General features: G+C 56.3%; 15 protein-coding genes and 1 riboswitch. Of the genes, 5 read left to right on the forward strand and 10 right to left on the reverse strand.

Translation table 11 applies throughout. From position 1 onward, the window contains the following. Positions 1-6 precede the first annotated feature (6 nt). Complete coding sequence (pheS, locus tag CE168_RS03800) at positions 7-1,074, reverse strand: phenylalanine--tRNA ligase subunit alpha (protein WP_004222372.1); 1,068 nt, start codon at positions 1,072-1,074, stop codon at positions 7-9. Between the two features lie 65 nt (positions 1,075-1,139). Beyond that, positions 1,140-2,012 (reverse strand): TrmH family RNA methyltransferase, encoded by an 873-nt coding sequence (locus tag CE168_RS03805; RefSeq protein ID WP_099571202.1) that lies wholly within the window; start codon positions 2,010-2,012, stop codon positions 1,140-1,142. 134 nt (positions 2,013-2,146) lie between these two features. Between CE168_RS03805 and CE168_RS09110 the strand changes: the two genes are divergently transcribed. Together CE168_RS09110 and CE168_RS03815 are read left to right on the forward strand one after the other, a co-directional pair. Further along, positions 2,147-2,431, forward strand: a complete 285-nt coding sequence (locus tag CE168_RS09110) for a hypothetical protein (RefSeq protein ID WP_236824307.1) — start codon at positions 2,147-2,149, stop codon at positions 2,429-2,431. 68 nt (positions 2,432-2,499) lie between these two features. Continuing rightward, positions 2,500-3,042 carry a TIGR00730 family Rossman fold protein gene (locus CE168_RS03815; RefSeq protein WP_099571203.1) on the forward strand — a complete coding sequence of 181 codons (543 nt, stop codon included), beginning with the start codon at positions 2,500-2,502 and terminating at the stop codon, positions 3,040-3,042. A gap of 595 nt (positions 3,043-3,637) precedes the next feature. Here the strand turns inward: CE168_RS03815 and CE168_RS08915 are convergent. Further along, on the reverse strand, positions 3,638-3,817 hold the full coding sequence (locus CE168_RS08915; protein WP_143433385.1) for a hypothetical protein: 180 nt from the start codon (positions 3,815-3,817) through the stop codon (positions 3,638-3,640). Positions 3,818-4,203: 386 nt separating this feature from the next. Here CE168_RS08915 and CE168_RS03825 point away from each other — a divergent pair, with 386 nt between their 5' ends. Together CE168_RS03825 and CE168_RS03830 are read left to right on the forward strand one after the other, a co-directional pair. Then, positions 4,204-4,797, forward strand: a complete 594-nt coding sequence (locus tag CE168_RS03825; RefSeq protein WP_099571205.1) for a uracil-DNA glycosylase family protein — start codon at positions 4,204-4,206, stop codon at positions 4,795-4,797. A gap of 123 nt (positions 4,798-4,920) precedes the next feature. Further along, complete coding sequence (locus CE168_RS03830) at positions 4,921-5,466, forward strand: DNA methyltransferase (protein WP_099571206.1); 546 nt, start codon at positions 4,921-4,923, stop codon at positions 5,464-5,466. 150 nt (positions 5,467-5,616) lie between these two features. On the opposite strand, the gene glnA is transcribed toward CE168_RS03830, so the two are convergent. The 4 genes from glnA to CE168_RS03850 form a co-directional block, all read right to left on the reverse strand. Then, on the reverse strand, positions 5,617-7,053 hold the full coding sequence (glnA, locus tag CE168_RS03835) for a type I glutamate--ammonia ligase (RefSeq protein WP_055063452.1): 1,437 nt from the start codon (positions 7,051-7,053) through the stop codon (positions 5,617-5,619). A 333-nt stretch (positions 7,054-7,386) separates the two neighbouring features. After that, complete coding sequence (locus CE168_RS03840) at positions 7,387-8,169, reverse strand: DUF4191 domain-containing protein (protein WP_099571207.1); 783 nt, start codon at positions 8,167-8,169, stop codon at positions 7,387-7,389. A gap of 103 nt (positions 8,170-8,272) precedes the next feature. Beyond that, positions 8,273-9,754, reverse strand: a complete 1,482-nt coding sequence (locus CE168_RS03845) for an FAD-dependent oxidoreductase (RefSeq protein WP_099571208.1) — start codon at positions 9,752-9,754, stop codon at positions 8,273-8,275. A gap of 111 nt (positions 9,755-9,865) precedes the next feature. Beyond that, a complete protein-coding gene (locus CE168_RS03850; RefSeq protein ID WP_099571209.1) occupies positions 9,866-10,468 on the reverse strand; it encodes a DUF3043 domain-containing protein in 603 nt (200 codons plus the stop codon). Between the two features lie 150 nt (positions 10,469-10,618). On the opposite strand from CE168_RS03850, the gene CE168_RS03855 reads away from it, so the two are divergent. Then, the gene (locus CE168_RS03855) at positions 10,619-11,986 is read left to right on the forward strand and encodes a dipeptidase (protein WP_099571210.1); all 1,368 of its coding nucleotides are present in this window, start codon (positions 10,619-10,621) and stop codon (positions 11,984-11,986) included. A gap of 125 nt (positions 11,987-12,111) precedes the next feature. On the opposite strand, the gene CE168_RS03860 is transcribed toward CE168_RS03855, so the two are convergent. The 3 genes from CE168_RS03860 to CE168_RS03870 form a co-directional block, all read right to left on the reverse strand. Continuing rightward, positions 12,112-12,954: an energy-coupling factor transporter transmembrane component T family protein gene (locus CE168_RS03860; RefSeq protein ID WP_099571211.1), complete on the reverse strand. Its 843-nt coding sequence runs from the start codon at positions 12,952-12,954 to the stop codon at positions 12,112-12,114. A 1-nt stretch (position 12,955) separates the two neighbouring features. Further along, positions 12,956-14,461, reverse strand: a complete 1,506-nt coding sequence (locus tag CE168_RS03865; RefSeq protein WP_099571212.1) for an ABC transporter ATP-binding protein — start codon at positions 14,459-14,461, stop codon at positions 12,956-12,958. A gap of 95 nt (positions 14,462-14,556) precedes the next feature. Beyond that, complete coding sequence (locus tag CE168_RS03870; protein WP_099571213.1) at positions 14,557-15,168, reverse strand: ECF transporter S component; 612 nt, start codon at positions 15,166-15,168, stop codon at positions 14,557-14,559. A gap of 25 nt (positions 15,169-15,193) precedes the next feature. After that, positions 15,194-15,296, reverse strand: a riboswitch (TPP riboswitch). Positions 15,297-15,408 lie beyond the last annotated feature (112 nt).

A 15,408-nucleotide genomic window follows, 5' to 3' on the forward strand; every position in this document is an offset into this window, starting at 1 on the left:
GGTCAATCACTCCCCCATCACAAACTGTTCGCTGAATCGCACGTCGCCTTCGACCAGGTCGTGCATGTCGTTGATGTCATGGCGCAGCAGCAGGGTACGCTCCACGCCGACGCCGAAGGCGAAGCCGGTGTAGACCTCGGGATCGAGGCCTGCGGACTTCAGCACGTTCGGGTTGACCATGCCGCAGCCGCCCCATTCAAGCCAGCCTGCGCCACCCTTCTTATCGGGGAACCACAGGTCGAGTTCGGCGCTCGGCTCGGTGAACGGGAAATAGCTCGGGCGCAGACGGGTCTTGGCTTCCGGACCGAACATGGCCACGGCAAGCTTATCGAGCACGCCCTTCAGGTCGGCCATGGTCAGATGCTTGTCGACCGCAAGAGCCTCCACCTGATGGAACACCGGCGTATGGGTGGCGTCGAGCTCATCGGTGCGGAACACACGGCCTGGGCATGCGATGTACAGCGGCACGCCACGGGTGAGCAGACCACGCACCTGATCGGAGGAGGTCTGGGTGCGCAGCACCATGTTGGATCCGACGAAGCCTGCGGCATCCTTGGCCTGATTGCCCTTGACGTAGAAGGTATCCTGCATCTGACGTGCCGGATGATCGGGACCGAAGTTCAGCGCGTCGAAGTCGTACCATTCGGTTTCCACTTCAGGACCGTCGGAAATCTGCCAGCCCATGGAGATGAAGAAGTCTTCGACATCCTCCATCAGCTTCGGCAACGGATGGCGCGCGCCAAGCGGCTTACGATTGACCGGAAGGGTCATGTCCACGGTTTCGGCGGCAAGCGCACGGGCCTCTTCCTCGGCTTTGACCTGCTGTTCCTTGGTGCCATACGCACGACCGAAATCGGCGCGCAGCTTGCCCATAATCTTGCCGGCGTCTTTCTTCTGGTCCTTCGGCAACGCGCCGATGGCCTTGCTGGCCTGCGTCATCGCGGATTCCGCTCCGGCGTACTGCGTCTTGATGGCTTTCAATTCCTCCATGCTGGAGGCGTTTTCGATTTTCGCGATGCCCTCGGCAACCGCATCGGTTACCGCTTGGGCGTCGAATACCGCACCTTCTGCCACGAGATACCTTTCTCATTTCCCGTTTGTTTTACGCGAAAAACGCGCAATTTCAACGTTTTCCGACTTTACATTCTTTCAACATGACTCGACATAGCCAAGCTCAGCAGCATTACCGCCGAACTGGTGCCGAGGTTCAAGGATTCCGCTTTGCCATAGAGCGGTATGGACACGATCCTATCGGTTCGTTCCAAAACTTCCTTGGTCAATCCACGCGCCTCATTGCCAAACAACACCGCTTTGGCTCCGGCAAGCGTTTCCGGCGCGGCGATTACATCCGTCAGGGATTCCGGCTGTCGGGAATCCGTGCCATATACATCGGCCGCATACACTGCCAGCTCGTGAGTATCGCACCATGCAAAGAAGTCGTCTGTTCCCATGGCCAGAATCGGAAGGTGGAACAGTGATCCCGCAGTGGAGCGGATCACTTTCGGATTGAACACGTCCACGCAGTCGTCGACCAATACCACGGCAGAGCAGCCGGCCGCATCGGCGGAACGGATCACGGTTCCAGCGTTACCGGGATCGCGGACCTGCCAAAACGCGGCGACCATCGCATGTCCGTCGAAATCGTCTGGAACAGCGGATGAATCAAGGAAAGCCTGCATGTCTGCGACGGCAAGCACGCCTTGCGCGTCGGCGCTCATACGGTGCATCACCGCATGAGTGACCTTGTGCACATACACGCCGGATTGCATGGCCTTGCCCGCCATCTGCGCGACGACAGGTGTCGCAAACGAGGCATCGGGCTGTGCTGACTCGACCTCAACGTAAAGGTCCTCGACAATCCCAGGATGGTATGTCAGCAGCTCACGCACCGACTGCGGGCCTTCCACCATGAAATGGCCGGACCGTTTCCGCCCTTTTCGATCGGCAAGTTCGGACACGCGGTGGACGCGCTCCGACTTGGTGTTCGCAATGACTTCGGATTTTATAGGCATACGCGTTAGCCTAACACCATTGCCGCAACGAATGCCCCGTTCATGTCGTGTTTTTGATTCAGAAAAGTGGAGAATCGCGAATCCAACCTGGTACGCTCAACAACCTGTCGAAGTTCGCGTTGACGCTGCTCATTGTGGTGCTGGTGGTCATCACATTGCTGAACGTACGTGAAAGTAAGTATGAGATCGGCGTACTTACCGCGATCGGTGCGGACAAAGTCAAGGTTGCGGCGCAGTTCGGTCGCGATATGCAGGGTGTCGATGGACGCTTCGCTCCCCTTATTTCGCCCCATATTCGGCATGTCATGAATTTGGCAGGCCGAGTATGGGGCTTTTGCACATCCATGAAAGATATGCACAGCTTGCGAGTGTGTCTCACCGCTTTCGATTGGTTTGCGAACATCGGTTCGTTACACTGATTGTCTGACTTATTGTCTGATTACGGTTGGGCGCGCGACATCATCCCATGAATGTTGGAGGTACAAGCATGAACGTCACGGTGTATTTAGGAGCTCACGAAGGCAACAACCCCGTATACAAGCAGGCCGTGGCGGAGCTGGCCATATGGATTGCCGAGAACGGGCACCGTTTGGTGTATGGCGGTTCCAACGAGGGGCTGATGGCAGTCATCGCCGACACTGTGCTTGAGCATGGCGGCAAGGTGACCGGTATCGAAGCGCAGATGTTCGTGGACAAGGGTGTCGCGCATAAGAATCTGACCCAACTCACCATCGTGCCGAACATCACCGAACGACGCACGCGCATGATCGAGCTTGGCGACGTATTCATTGCATTCCCCGGGGGCACGGGAACGTTGGAGGAGATCAGCGAGGTCGTGTCCAAAGTCTGTCTTGACCAGTTGGCACAGCCTTGCATTTTCTATAATCTCAACGGTTTCTACGATGATATGAAGGCGCTGCTGCATCGCATGATCGACGATGGCTTCTCCACAGGGGAACGCCAGCATGGTATCTATTTCGCTTCGGATCTTGCCGAGATAGAGCATATTATCGCCATGCACAAGGCATAGGCGGCTCAGTCAGGCCGTTTTTATTCGACAGGTCTTTTTCAAGAAAACGGGGACGCCCAAACGACCCTCATAATCGGCCGGAATATCCTCCAACCGGCCCATCACAACCGGCATGCACCCACATGCCCCGCAGCGCATCCGGTCAACTCCGGGATGCTTTGTTTGCCGAACCTGCTGATCGGATGGAACCCGTATCCGTCGGCCACGCGAAGAATGGATTTGCGTTTTTATTGTCTGCATGTTTTACAGTTTCGTTACCATGAACATCCCGTTTGTCCTGCTGTACATTTTCCTCGGCGGCGTGTTCCTGTTCTCCGCCTATTCGCTCTGGGAGAAAGACAAAAACAATCGGAGGTAATGCAGAATGGACAGCAAGGCACTTCTTTCCTTGAACCATTTAAGCGTCTGGTACACCGCAGATCACCCCTTACTTTCTGATTTTTCACTGGATTTAGGGGCAGCGGAAGATCAGTCATTTCGGTATTTCACATTCCGGGAATATCTAACGTATGTGGCGGCGTCCTATGGTGTCCCGCTGCCAGATCTGTCTGGCCTCATAAGGGGATTTCACTTTGAGAACTATGCCAATGTTCTTCTATCGGTCGCGGATCTTCTTCCACTGCCTGCCATAGCGCTTGCCCGCGGAGTGGCCGCGCGTGAAATGCTCGTACTGCCGCTCAGCTTCCTTGCGATGCTTCTCACAGTATTGCTCGCCGTCCTCGCAAAGGTTCGGGCAGTCGGGGTGGCGGCAGGGGCGTCTTGGTTTTCTCGGCATGCGTGCCGCCTCCTTTCGGACAATAGAAAAGCCCCGAAAGGATTACTCCTTTAGAGGCTTGAAACAGGCCGTCCGGACCGCGTTCTCCTTCTTTCGGCTTGTTATCTACGATGGGCGCCATGGGTGCTTATAGAGAGCGGTTCGCGGTAACGCTACGCTTGCAGGACGGTTGAAACCTGAGTATTTATTTAATCCAGTTAGACGTAGTGCTTTGTGATACACATTGGCAATAAAAATCTTGAAAGACGCTAAGCAGCTATGCGGGAATTACTACATGAGGATAATTTCCTACGATATACCCTGCAGCGCAAAGGCAAGGTATATTTGTGGGAAACGAGCAATCAATATGCATGAACGGCGCATGTCACCAAGGAGATGGTTTCGACATGAACAAGGATTTCCTTGCGATTTTTAATGCCATAAAGGCTGATGGGGCGAATGCAGACTATACCAAGCGCGGCATCGATCCGCTCTACTCCGTCGGGGCTGGCGCTCGCATCGTGATTATCGGGCAGGCACCAGGCGCGGTGGCGGAAGAGTCGCGCATCCCCTGGAACGACAAGTCAGGAGAGCGTCTGCGCGATTGGCTGGGTGTTTCTCGCGAGACGTTTTATGATCCTGAGCGAGTGGCGCTTCTCCCCATGGACTTTTATTTTCCGGGACATGGCAGGTCGGGCGATCTACCGCCGCGCAAGGGATTCGCCGAGCAGTGGCATCCTGCACTCTTGGCGCTCATGCCCAATGTTCGGCTCACTGTGCTTGTGGGCGCATATGCCGTCCGCAGGTACCTGCATCTCAAGAATTCGGACAGCCTTACAACCGTGGTGCGCGATTATGATGCCTATATCGGCCGGGGATTCTTCCCTTTGGTGCATCCGTCGCCGCGCAACCAGCTATGGATGAGCAGGAATCCTTGGTTCGAGGCCGAGACCTTGCCTGCACTCAAGGCACAGGTCAACGCGGCGCTTGAACAGAGGTAAGTGGTTACGAAATCATCTGTGACGATAACTTCTAGCCATACAAGGAGGTTCATTCATGCAGAGAAGGACGTTGGGGACTCGTGAGGCGCTTGAAGGCATCCTCGAAGATGCCGCGACGCCAAGGTGGCGAGAGCGTTCGCGAGTGACTATGGCTATGACCTCGTCAGTCTTCTGCTGACCGGTGATGAATGCTCGTATGTGATGGGAAACCCGCCGTTCATCGGCCATCAGCAGCACACGCAGCAGATCAAGGATGATATGGAACTGGTGTGCGGCAAGGCCGGAGGCTCGCTGGATTATGTGGCTGGATGGTATTTTAAAGCTATTGATTTCCTTGACGGGAATCCCTCCGCGCAATTCGCGTTCGTACCCCCGAATAGCATCACACAAAGCCAGCAAGTCGCCCCGCTATTCAAGCATGTGATCGAACGAGGGTGGCGTATCCGGTTCGCTCACCGTACGTTCTGCTGGGACGCTCAGACTACGGACAATGCGAACGTGCATGTCGTCATTGTCGGATTCGACAGAGGCACAAACGCTCCTGCGTTGTATGAATACGACGACATTAACGGTGAACCTGTGGAAGCACGTCCGGCTCATATCAACGGTTATTTATTGGATGCGTCTGATGTGTTCGTGGAGGCGAGGAGTCAGAAGACCGGTCCGTAAGGTCTTTGCCGTCCCAGATGGAAGAAATTCTGTAGGAATAAGGAGAGCCTCCCCAATTTGGAGAGGCTCTCCTTATAACCAATCTGGCTACCTTCTGATTACCCTTGGAGTCCAAAACAGCTTGATTTCAAGGGAAACTGGGTATAGGCCTCAGATGTGGAAGTACAGCTCGTACTCCAGCGGGGTCGGAGCCAGACGAGCCTGGTCGATTTCGCCGCGCTTGATGCCGATCCAGGTTTCGATCAGGTCATCGGTGAAGACGTCGCCTGCGGTGAGGAAGTCGTGATCTTCCTCAAGGGCGTCCATGGCCTCGGCCAGGGAGCTCGGAACCTGCTTGATGCCTGCGTGCTCTTCCGGCGGCAGCTCGTACAGATCCTTGTCGACCGGCTCCGGCGGTTCGATGTGGTTCAGGATGCCGTCCAGACCTGCCATCAGCTGTGCGGAGAAGGCGAGGAACGGGTTGCAGGACGGATCCGGAGCGCGGAACTCGATGCGCTTTGCAGCCGGGGAGGTGCCGGCCAGCGGAATACGGATGGCGGCGGAACGGTTACGTGCGGAGTACACCAGGTTGACCGGCGCTTCGAAGCCCGGAACCAGACGGTGGTAGGAGTTCAGAGACGGGTTAGTGAAAGCAAGCACAGAGGAGGAGTGCTTGATCAAGCCGCCGATGTACCAGCGGGCGAGGTCGGACAGGCCACCGTAGTTCTTCTCATCGTAGAACAGCGGCTTGCCATCCTTCCACAGGGACTGGTGGCAGTGCATGCCAGTGCCGTTGTCGCCTGCGATCGGCTTCGGCATGAAGGTTGCGGCCTTGCCTGCCAGAGCGGCGGTCTCGTGAACGACGTACTTGTACTTCATCAGGTCATCGCCTGCGTGCTGCAGGGAGTTGAAGCGGTAGTTGATCTCCTGCTGGCCAGCGCCGGCGACCTCGTGGTGGGAACGCTCGAGGATCAGGCCGACCTTCTGCAGGTTGGCGACCATGTCGTCGCGCAGATCCTGAGTGTGGTCGATCGGCGGAACCGGGAAGTAGCCGCGCTTGACGCGGTTCTTGAATGCGATGTTCGGGGTGCCGTCGTCTTCGGTGTCGATGCCAGAGTTCCACGGAGCTTCAATGGAGTCGACCTCGTAGAAGGAGCGCTGCATGCTGTTCTCGAAGCGCACCTTGTCGAAGATGAAGAACTCAGCTTCCGGAGCGAAGGAAGCGGTGTCGGCGATGCCGGTGGACTTCAGGTAGGCCTCGGCCTTGCCTGCGACCTGACGCGGATCGCGAGAGTACGGCTCGTCAGTCAGCGGGTCGACGATGGAGAAGGCCACGTCGAGGGTCTTGTGCTTGCGGAACGGATCGACGAATGCGGTGGAAACGTCCGGCACCAACTTCATATCGGACTCGTTGATGGCCTGGAAGCCTTCCACGGAGGAGCCATCGAACGGCATGCCGTCGGTGAAGGCATCCTTCAGGAATTCGCTTGCCGGCACGGTGAAGTGCTGCTGAACACCGATCAGATCAGTGAAGCGAACGGAGACATACTCGATGCCTTCCTTGTTGATAAGGGCCTCAGCATCAGCCTTGGTTTCAAGTGCAGTCACGGGACCGCTCCTTTCGAATAAGTAACTTACAGGCTCTTAGTCTAAGAACGCGCGTTTCGCTCACTCGCCAATTGGGTTACGAGAATGTTTCGTAATGACATATTCGAAGGATGATTTCGCGGAAAACTGGGATTCAATTGTTACGAACACGCATATTCGCCTGCGCAAAACCGTTCAATTTGCGGACACTCGTGTCGTCACACCGTCCGTAACGCCAGTTCTTTTCCAGGCAACACCCTTACGTAGGCTCGTGGAACGATGAAATAAAAAGAACCTCGATTGACATGCCAATCGAGGTTCCTGCACGTTATATCGGATTATCAGTCCTAGGCATCAGCGGCCGCGCATGGCACGACGGCTGACACGCTGCGGATGCATCGGGTCGACACCCTTCGGAATGCCCATGCCGTTCTTCATCTGCAGAGTGCGCAGACGCTCGTTGAGAATGCTCAACTCGGTTTTGGTGAGCACGAAACGGCTCTTCGGATGGATGGCAGCCACCAGCTTGTTCTTGTGGTGGGTCGGCAGGTAGCTCTTGCAGTCGAGCACGGTCTTACGCAGGTTCTTCAGGCTCGTCTGGTTCTTGCCCTGGCCGACGTAGATGCGGTAAACAGGAATATCGGATCCGGCGGTCACGCCCTTGATGTTCTGTTCCTGACGATCCATGGCACGCTTGACACGGCCGTATTCGCCTTCACCCAACAGATAAATACCGTTGTAGCCGGTACCGCGCCAGATGGCGTCCTTGGTCTTCGGATCAACCCACACCGGTTCCTGCGGAAAGTTGAAGCCAGCCTTGTTGACGTTGCCGAGCACGCTGATGGCAGCTCCATGACGGCCTTCAAGCTTGGCGTATCCAACCTTGTCGGCACGGTTGGTGAGCATCATGGTGGCGAACAGCAAGCCAAGCATGACGGCCAGGATCATGGACGTGACCCATCCGATCACCGACCACTTGAATACGATGCCAAGCACTACGAATACGATGATCGGCGCCACGAACACGCCTCCGCACAGCCACGGAAGAGCCTTGTCTTCGGCATGGGTGTACTTGAAGATCTGAATGACCTGTTTGATGGTGCTCTGCTTCTTCTTTGGCTCTTCTTTGTCTGCCATCGACTTCCTCACTTGGTTATGCGGTTACTCACACTGGAACGGTAGTTTATCAGGAACCATGCCATATCGCATGATTGCCGCCGTTTCCCTTGATTGACGGTGATTATCGGGTGTGCAAAGGCCTGCCATCCGCTTTGAGCAGCGCCTCTCCGAACGTTTCACTGAACGTGGGATGCGGGTGGATGAGCCTCGCCGCGTCGGCAAGCGGCACATGATTGCCGACCAGCTGTTCGGCTTCCGCGATCAGATCGCTGGCTATCGGACTAACGATGTGCACGCCAAGCACAAGAGGAATATCGGGAGCGTCAGCCATCGCACCGCTGACGATGGTCATGGATCCGCCCTCTCCACTCATGAGCATACGCGAGTTGGACAGCATCGGATATGCGGTTTCCTGCGGATCGACAATGGTATCACGGGCTTTCGCTTCGCCGAGCGTAAGCCCGACGCTTGCCGCCTCGGGGAAGGAAAACACGACTTGCGGCACGGTTTCGTCGGCAACAGGTTTAGGATCAAGTCCCGCGATGGTTTCGGCGATGGCGATGCCCTGCTCGAACGCACGGTGCGCCAAGGCATGCCCCGGCGTGATATCTCCCAAAGCCCATATGCCTTCCACGTTCGTACGCCCGTACACATCGGTCAGAACATAGCCACGTTCATCCAATGCGATGCCGTTGGATGCGAACCAGTCGACATCGGTGTTCGGCATGCGGCCAATGGCAGCAAGCACCACTTCGCCATACGCGGTGCGCTCCTCACCGCCATCACCCTGCCTGTAATGCACGGTGGCCCCCAAGTTCGTGCCGGTGTCCACATGATTTACCGACGTGTGCGTCACCACATTCACGCCACGGCGTTTGAGCTCACGCGTCAACGTCATCGAAGCCCGCTTCTCCCAAGACGACAGCACGCGGTCCTTGCGAATGAGCAAGGTCACCTCGCATCCCGACGCATTCCACAATGATGCGAATTCCAACGCCACCGCGCCAGCGCCGACAATCACCGCGCTGGATGGGAACGTGTCCAATTCCAGAGCCTGCGTCGAATCAATCAACGCTCCGGAAAACGGATCGTCAGGCAACGGCATCGGGCGCGAACCAGTCGCAAGAACAATATCGTCTCCTGCGATCGTCAGTTCCGACCCTACAGGTTCCTCTATTCCCGCCTTGATGGAACGCAAAACCTGCGTCCCTCCCCCGGACGGCGCAACATGCACCTCATGACCATTTTGCAGCTGTGCCTCGCCATGGAACACGGTGACGCCACGGTGCGACAGCAATCCCGCCAATCCTTTCGTCATCGTCTTCACCGTGGACGTACGGAAGTCACGCAACCTGCCGAAGTCAATGCTCTGCAATGCGGCATTGATGCCCATACGCTCCGCCTGACGTACGTTCTCCACGCTATGCGCGGCCGTCAGCAACGCCTTCGATGGAATGCATCCACGATTGAGGCAAGTGCCTCCCAAGGTGTTGTCACGCTCGACCATTGCCACCGTTTTGCCAAGTTGAGCAGCGCGTAGTGCCGTGGAATATCCGCCCGGTCCCGCTCCGATGATGACGATGTCGAAATGCTGTTCAGTCATGTCTGTCCTCGTTGATTCGTGCGTTACAACTGGTTACATGGTAATGGAAAAGCCGCCGGTTTTCGCCGACGGCTTGAAAAAACGATGGCCGCGATTCCCGGCAGGAGCCGATCACTCCGGCCAGTGTCCACGCTTCGGATAGCGCGGCTTCGGCAGACGCCAACGACGCATCTGGATGGCACGACTCCACGCATAGGAGCCGGAACGCATGCCCTTGGCCACGGACCGCTCGCCGAACTTCTCGATAAGCTTCTTCTTGAGCTTGCGCCACATGATCACCACGTCAATGATCACCGCGAACAGGTACACATACATGAGCACCATCAACGGCAATGCCAGCGCAGGCCACTGATATGTTACGAAAATCGAACCGATCAGAATGACGAACGCAACCGGAATGAAGAACTCACCGAGGTTAAAACGAGCGTCGACGTAGTCACGGATGTAAATGCGCCATGGCAGACGCTCTGCCTTTGGCATGTGGTTGATGTCGCCCTTCTGCATGGCATCGTACTCAGCGTTCTCACGCTCGCGCATACGCGCCTTGGCGGCCTTACGGCTCGCCTCACGATCCTTGGGAACCAACGGGCGAAGATTCTGCGCCTGAGCATCCTTGCGCTTCGGCGTCGGACGACCCTTGCCGGAAGTGGTTTCCGCAACCTTGGTCTCGACAGGCTCCTGCGTCGTCTCTTCCTTCTTGTTAAACAAACTCATGCCTATAGAGCGTAAAGTGACGTATCGACGCTTTAGCCCTGCCCTGTCAACAATTGGACGTGCCGATTGAGACCGATACAATGGTCATTCGTTACACGCATATGATCACGCTGCGTTGTTGTATGGCAGCACGTCTTTGTAAGGAGCAATATGGCAGCTTTACCTGTCGAAGAAGTTCGATCACGAGTCGAAGCGGATTTTGACCGCATCGTCAACGTGCTTAACAAGAAAATCGCATTACAGTCCATTTCGGCAAAAGGCATCACCGCGGATCATATGAAACGATCCGCCGAATTTGTGGCCGAAGAGCTCAGCAAGGTCGGCGTAAACGCCCAAGTGGTGCAGTCCCACAATCCCGATGGCACGCCAGGCGCATGGGAAGTCATCGGATCGAAATTCGTCAACGCCGACGCACCGACCGTGCTTCTGTACGCTCATCACGACGTACAGCCGGTACCCGACGCAACCGCGTGGAACACCGACCCGTTCGTCGGCACTGTAATCGACACCCGCCTGTACGGGCGAGGCGCGGCCGACGATGGCGGCGGCATCGCCATCCATTCAGGCGCATTGCAGGCCCTCGGCGACGATCTGAAAGTCAACATCAAAGTCTTCATCGAAGGCGAAGAGGAAATGGGCTCACCAAGCTTCATTCCCTTCATCGAAGAGCACAAAGACGAATTCGACTCCGATGTGATCATCGTCGCCGACTCAGGCAACTGGTCCGCGGAAATCCCCTCCCTTACCACATCACTTCGCGGCAACACCGACATCGACGTACATGTCAAGGCATTGCACCATCCGGTGCATTCCGGCCAGTACGGCGGACCGATCCTCGATGCGAACACGCTCGCAGCCATGCTGATCGCATCCATGTATGACGAACACGGCGATCTGGCGGTACCGGGCGTCGCCTCAGAAGAGCCAGTCGGCGGACTGCAGAGAGACATGGACGAGACAACCGTGCGTGCGGATGCCGGCATCGTCGGTTCCTACCGTCTGGCCGGCACCGGTTCTTTGGCCGCACGCCTGTGGACCAAACCAAGCGTGACCGTCATCGGTTTTGATGCGCATCCAGTGGAAGGATCCTTCAATGTGATCTCCCCTGAAACAACGTTCCGCCTCAGCCTACGCACCGCTCCGAACCAGCGTCCGGAAGAGGCCCAGGAGGCACTCGCCGCATTCATGGTCGAGCACGCCCCATTCGGCGCCGAAGTGTGGGTAGACAAGCTCGACAATGGCATGGGCTGGGCCATGGATCCGAATGCCGAAGCCACCAAGGACGCCATGGAAGCCATGGAAGAGGCTTTTGGCGTGGCTCCTGTCAACAAGGGCGAAGGCGGTTCGATTCCGTTCATTCCGGAATTGCAGCGTATTTTCCCAAAGGCCCAAGTCTTGGTTACCGGACCGGAGGATCCGAAGGCCAATGCGCATAGCCCGAACGAGTCCATCAGCCTGCCAAGTCTGAAAAACAATGTGATCACCGAAGCGCTGTTGCTTGACAAGCTTGCCAAGTAGCGGATGCCACGCTTTTTATAATAAAAAATACAAAAAAGGACGTTCCATTCCATACAACGAATGAAACGTCCTTTTTGCAATCGCCGCAAATCCAACAATCTCTCGCTATGAGATCATGCGTTCGATCAATTGCCGGTACCGGTAAAAGCCCAATGCCAGTAACCCGTGAAGTAAGCACAAGACAACGCAATCACCGGCACTGCCACACAAATCGCATAAAACAGCCAGTCGACGGCATGCAAACGTGATTCCCGGGCCTGGCTACGTGGAGCATCCGCTCCGAAAGCACGCGCCTCCATGGCGGTGGCAAGCTTCGTGCCGCGTCGAATCGACACAACCAATAGGCTGAACGCCTGAGAAAATACGCGCTTGATGGCACTACCGTCACCCAGTCCACGAGAGCGGCGGGATTGTCCAAGCGCATACCAATCATTCTGCAGCAACGTGAACATGCGCATACCAGCCAAACCGCCATATACGAATCGCGACGGCAAATGCAAAATCTGCACCAAGCCATCGGCCAGATCGGTCGGGTCAAGGCCAAGCGCGAGAATCACGCCGGGAACGGCAATGGCTGCCACACGTAGGAACGTAGCCAACGCCAAATACAACGATCCCTGCGAAATCACAATGACATTGCCAAGATTGACCAGCACGGCACCGGAGGTTTTGCCATACAATGCCACGGAAATGAAACTTCCCGAAGCTGCGATCCATACCGGCCAGGTTTTACGAAGCACCGTCCATGGAGCGACGCCTCCAATCCAGAGCAGCAACATCTCCAACACGAACGCCACCGATGCGGAAACCACGTCCAACGTCACGAACATGGGAATGCACAATATCAGCGCGCCGATGAAACGACTGACCGGATTGATCTTCGCGACAAACCATGACGGAGACGCCGGCCTGGCGTCATCATGACGTTCCTTATGCGGCACCACGCTGATGGTTTCCAACTGTTCCATCTCACTCCCCCTCGCTTACGAGAATGCGACGCGCTCCCAACGCTTCGATCAACGGTTCGTCATGAGTGACCATGATGACGGAACAGCCCTCATCGCGTACGCCCGCTATCAACCTGACCATTTCCGTCCATGTGGTGAAATCCTGACCGAAAGTCGGCTCATCCATCACCAACACCTTCGGCGCCGCGGCAAGCATGGACGCCACGGAAAGACGACGCTTCTCACCGCCGGATAACGTGAATGGATTGGCTGGGGCGAACCGTTTGAGGTTCAACCGTTCCAGCATCATATCGGCGATGGCGTAGGCCTCGTCATCGGTTTTTCCCATGGATTTAGGGCCGACCGCCACTTCGTCGCGCACACTGGATGCAACGAACTGGTGTTCCGGCTCTTGGAACACCATGCCGATTCGCCCAAGAAGATCCCTGCTTTTCCACGTGAAGACGTTGTTCTCCCTATGTGCGGGAACCATGCTTTCATCCATACTTACCCGCCCGGAAATCGGTTTGAGCAAGCCAGCCAAAGTCAAAGCAAGCGTGGATTTTCCCACACCGTTTTTGCCGGTCAGGGCAGTAATCTCGCCGGCATGGAACGCGAGGTTCACATGCTCGCCAAGCGCGAATTCACGTCCGAAGCTGAGATCCTCGGTTCGCAGAACAACCTTTCCCGATGACTGCTTGGATTCGGGAATATGGCTTTCAATGGTGCGCCCCGGAACCCAGGCACCGCCTTTTGCCAACACCGTCGCCATGCTGCCGAACACTTCCTCAGGAGTGCCATCGGCGATGACTCCGCTGACATGCGAATCGGCTTCCGGCTTGCCAAGCACAATGACGCGATCCACCAAATCAAGCCATACGTCAATGTGATGCTCCACCACCACCAAGGTTTCATGGGTTCGGTCAAGCACATCACGTACCGCATCATGCACCTCCTTGACGCCTTCCGGATCAAGGTTGGCGGTCGGCTCGTCAAACAACAGCAATCCGGGGTGCATGGCGAGCACGCCAGCCAAAGCCAGACGTTGACGCTGCCCGCCAGAAAGCCTGCGCGTGGAGCGATCAAGTTTCATATAGCCAAGTCCAACAATGTCGAGTGAGGAACGGACCCTGCTCCAAATCTCATCTTTTGGCAGATTCAGATTTTCACAGCCAAAAGCGGTATCGTCTCCCACACGTTCCAGAATCGTCTGTGCATCGGGATCCTGCAATACCAATCCTGATCGCCCACGCGAATGGCGGGCATCCGTTCCGTCGATCAGCAGCTCACCTTCGAGTTCACCTTCATCATCACCGCCGAGCACGCCGGCAAGACCGGCCATCAACGTCGATTTTCCGGCACCGGAAGCACCCAACAGCAACACACGCTCCCCCGGCTGTATGGTGAAGTCCACATGCCTTAACGCAAAATCCTTACGTGAAGCATGTCGCCATCCCCAATCGCGTGCGACCACCCCGGCTGCGGAAAACGATTTTTCTGCATCAGTACCCATGAATCGTTCTTTCATTCCTTTTGCATTTGGCGTTCGTAAGGCGAACACGCATCAAAGAAGTCCCGTATCCACCCACCGTGAATGCGATACGGGACTTCACAAACGAATCGTCAGACCAGAGTCTGCGCACGACCGGATTCGAAACGGTCAAGCACGCCTGTTTTGGCGATAGCCTGCTGCAGCAGATACATCAGGACTCCAGCCACCAAAGCGCCGGAAATAACGGAAGTGACGCAGTTGACGGCAATACGCAAGCCTGCCCAGGCGGGGTTTACGGTCCAGTTGTAGAGGAAGCATCCCAAACCGGCGAGGGTGCCGGAAATGGTGGCCGACAGCAAATCCCAACGCTTGTACGCGAAAATCGCAAAGCCGATTTCGGCAGTAAGACCTTGGCAGATGCCAATGATCAGGGAACCGCCGATGCCCCAGGGATTGCCCATGGCGAGTTCTATAGCGGCAGCAAGGGTTTCGGTGAACAGCGCAGCACCAGGCTTTCGCACAATAAGGGCGGCCAGAGGTCCTGCAAATAGCCAGATGCCGTTCAGTAGGCCTTCGAAGCCAGGCGTCACCGCTTCGAACAGCGTGATCGGAGCCGCGCAGATAACATCCCAGCCCCAGAAAATCACACCAGCTGCAACCGCGACGATGGCGGCCACAACGATATCAACGACTCGCCATTTGTTGTTGTGCTTCTTCACCGCGGAAGATTCATTTACGGTCATGAATGTGCCTTTCTTTATGTCAAGGCACGGGAAAAGAGAGACGTCCGTGCGCCGGCATTACCCGGTATACGTTCATACGGTCGAAGCGTTTGCTTCCTCTCAGCCATACGGCCCCCGTGTCTGCGCTTGATACTACACAAGGCACAAGATTTTCACAAGGGCTGTTTCATTTTCGCTTCGTTTCCGGCATAGAACACGCTCGGATTTTTGCAATGGCCTGTCTTCACGGGTTTCCCTCCC

The organism is Bifidobacterium sp. N5G01 (assembly GCF_002742425.1).
GTDB classification, from domain to species: Bacteria; Actinomycetota; Actinomycetes; order Actinomycetales; family Bifidobacteriaceae; genus Bifidobacterium; species Bifidobacterium hominis.

What these genes read in the sequence shown, in the direction of transcription:
- CE168_RS03805 (WP_099571202.1), bottom strand. Translation starts at nt 2,012, where the DNA reads ATGCCTATAAAATCCGAAGTCATTGCGAACACCAAGTCGGAGCGCGTC.
- CE168_RS03815 (WP_099571203.1), top strand. Translation starts at nt 2,500, where the DNA reads ATGAACGTCACGGTGTATTTAGGAGCTCACGAAGGCAACAACCCCGTA.
- CE168_RS08915 (WP_143433385.1), bottom strand. Translation starts at nt 3,817, where the DNA reads ATGCCGAGAAAACCAAGACGCCCCTGCCGCCACCCCGACTGCCCGAAC.
- CE168_RS03825 (WP_099571205.1), top strand. Translation starts at nt 4,204, where the DNA reads ATGAACAAGGATTTCCTTGCGATTTTTAATGCCATAAAGGCTGATGGG.
- CE168_RS03840 (WP_099571207.1), bottom strand. Translation starts at nt 8,169, where the DNA reads ATGGCAGACAAAGAAGAGCCAAAGAAGAAGCAGAGCACCATCAAACAG.
- CE168_RS03845 (WP_099571208.1), bottom strand. Translation starts at nt 9,754, where the DNA reads ATGACTGAACAGCATTTCGACATCGTCATCATCGGAGCGGGACCGGGC.
- CE168_RS03850 (WP_099571209.1), bottom strand. Translation starts at nt 10,468, where the DNA reads ATGAGTTTGTTTAACAAGAAGGAAGAGACGACGCAGGAGCCTGTCGAG.
- CE168_RS03855 (WP_099571210.1), top strand. Translation starts at nt 10,619, where the DNA reads ATGGCAGCTTTACCTGTCGAAGAAGTTCGATCACGAGTCGAAGCGGAT.
- CE168_RS03860 (WP_099571211.1), bottom strand. Translation starts at nt 12,954, where the DNA reads ATGGAACAGTTGGAAACCATCAGCGTGGTGCCGCATAAGGAACGTCAT.
- CE168_RS03865 (WP_099571212.1), bottom strand. Translation starts at nt 14,461, where the DNA reads ATGAAAGAACGATTCATGGGTACTGATGCAGAAAAATCGTTTTCCGCA.
- CE168_RS03870 (WP_099571213.1), bottom strand. Translation starts at nt 15,168, where the DNA reads ATGACCGTAAATGAATCTTCCGCGGTGAAGAAGCACAACAACAAATGG.